Annotated in this window: 1 protein-coding gene and 1 pseudogene; both read right to left on the bottom strand. The window is 72.0% G+C overall.

From position 1 onward, the window contains the following. Positions 1 to 371 (bottom strand): annotated as a pseudogene (locus G6038_RS30400) (primosome assembly protein PriA); the annotation flags it as partial. Positions 372 to 392: 21 nt separating this feature from the next. Next, positions 393 to 1,607 (bottom strand): methionine adenosyltransferase, encoded by a 1,215-nt coding sequence (gene metK, locus G6038_RS30395; RefSeq protein WP_165042593.1) that lies wholly within the window; start codon positions 1,605 to 1,607, stop codon positions 393 to 395. Positions 1,608 to 1,859 lie beyond the last annotated feature (252 nt).

Genomic DNA, 1,859 nt, shown 5'->3' with positions numbered 1-1,859 from the left:
TCCTCCGCCTCGACCCGCGCGTGCCGGGGCGGCACCGCCAGCCGCAGCACGTCGGCCCGGGTGCCGGCGTAGCGGGCGGCGACCGCGTCGGCGAGGGCGGCGATCTCCGGGGTCAGCACGACCTCCGGGGAGACGACCCGGTCGAGCCAGCCGAGCCGGCCGGTGTGCTCGCTGCTCGGAGCCCGGGCCAGCAGGAAGCCGTCGACGAGCCGGCCGGCGAACCGGACGCGCACCCGCACGCCCACCCGCGCCTCGGTGTCGAGCTCACACGGGATCAGATAGTCGAACTCGCGGTCGAGATGCGGCAGCGGCAGCAGCGGCAGGATCCGCGCCACCGGATCCGTCTCGGCGGCGGTCCTGTCGGTGGCCACCCGGACCCCTGACGGGGCGGGTTACAGACCGGCGGCGGCGCGCAGCTTCTCGGCCCGGTCGGTGTTCTCCCACGGCAGGTCGATGTCGGTGCGGCCGAAGTGCCCGTACGCGGCGGTCTGCGCGTAGATCGGACGCAGCAGGTCCAGGTCCCGGATGATCGCGCCGGGCCGCAGGTCGAACACCTCGGTGATCGCCTGCTGGATCCGCGTCGGGTCGGTCTTCTCGGTGCCGAACGTCTCGACGAACAACCCCACCGGGGCGGCCTTGCCGATCGCGTACGCCACCTGCGCCTCGAGCCGGCCGGCCAGGCCCGCGGCCACGGCGGTCTTGGCCACCCAGCGCATCGCGTAGGCCGCCGAGCGGTCCACCTTCGACGGGTCCTTGCCGGAGAACGCGCCGCCGCCGTGACGGGCCATCCCGCCGTAGGTGTCGACGATGATCTTGCGGCCGGTCAGGCCCGCATCGCCCATCGGGCCGCCGAGCACGAACGACCCGGACGGGTTCACCAGCAACCGCACCTCGGCGGTGTCGAGCCCGGCCAGGCTCGGATCCGCCAGCACCGCCTCGACGACGTGGGTGCGCAGATCCGGGGTGAGCAGGTTGTTCAGGTCGATGTCCGCCGCGTGCTGGGTGGAGATCACCACCGTGTCCAGCCGCACCGGCCGGTCACCGTCGTACTCGATGGTGACCTGGGTCTTGCCGTCCGGCCGCAGGTACGGCAGCACCCCGCTCTTGCGGACCTCCGTGAGCCGGCGCGAGAGCCGGTGCGCCAGCGCGATCGGCAGCGGCATCAGTTCCGGGGTGTCCGAGCAGGCGTAGCCGAACATCAGGCCCTGGTCGCCGGCACCCTGCAGCGCCACCTCGTCGTCGGTGAGCACCCCGGAACGGGCCTCGTGCGAGACGTCGACGCCGCCGGCGATCTCCGGGGACTGCGCGCCGATGGCGATGTTCACCCCGCAGGAGTTGCCGTCGAAACCCTTCGAGGACGAGTCGTAGCCGATCTCGAGGACCCGGTCGCGCACGATCTTCGGGATGTCCGCGTACGCCGAGGTGGTGACCTCGCCGACCACGTGCACCTGCCCCGTGGTCACGAGGGTCTCGACCGCGACACGGGCGCGAGGGTCTTCGGTGAGCAGCGCGTCGAGGACGGAGTCGCTGATCGCGTCACAGATCTTGTCCGGGTGCCCCTCCGTCACGGACTCACTGGTGAAAAGCCGACCGCCGGTCTTGCTCACGGAACTCCCTCTCGACTGGTTGTGTCTAGCTCGAACGCACGAACTGATGTCAACGATATGGGCGACGCTACTGTTCCGGTCGCGCCGGCGCGAGACTTTCGCTCACGGGCGTGCCGCCCCCGATGTCACGGGCGTGCCGCCCCCGATGTCACGGGCGTGCCGCCCCCGATGTCACGGGCGTGCCGCCCCCGATGTCACGGGCGTGCCGCCCCCGATGTCACGGGCGTGCCGCCCCCGATGTCACGGGCGTGC

Origin of the sequence: Rhodococcus sp. 14C212, from assembly GCF_011058195.1 — a bacterium.
GTDB classification, from domain to species: domain Bacteria; phylum Actinomycetota; class Actinomycetes; order Mycobacteriales; family Mycobacteriaceae; genus Rhodococcus; species Rhodococcus aetherivorans.
This window is presented reverse-complemented; position numbering and strand designations above follow the sequence as displayed.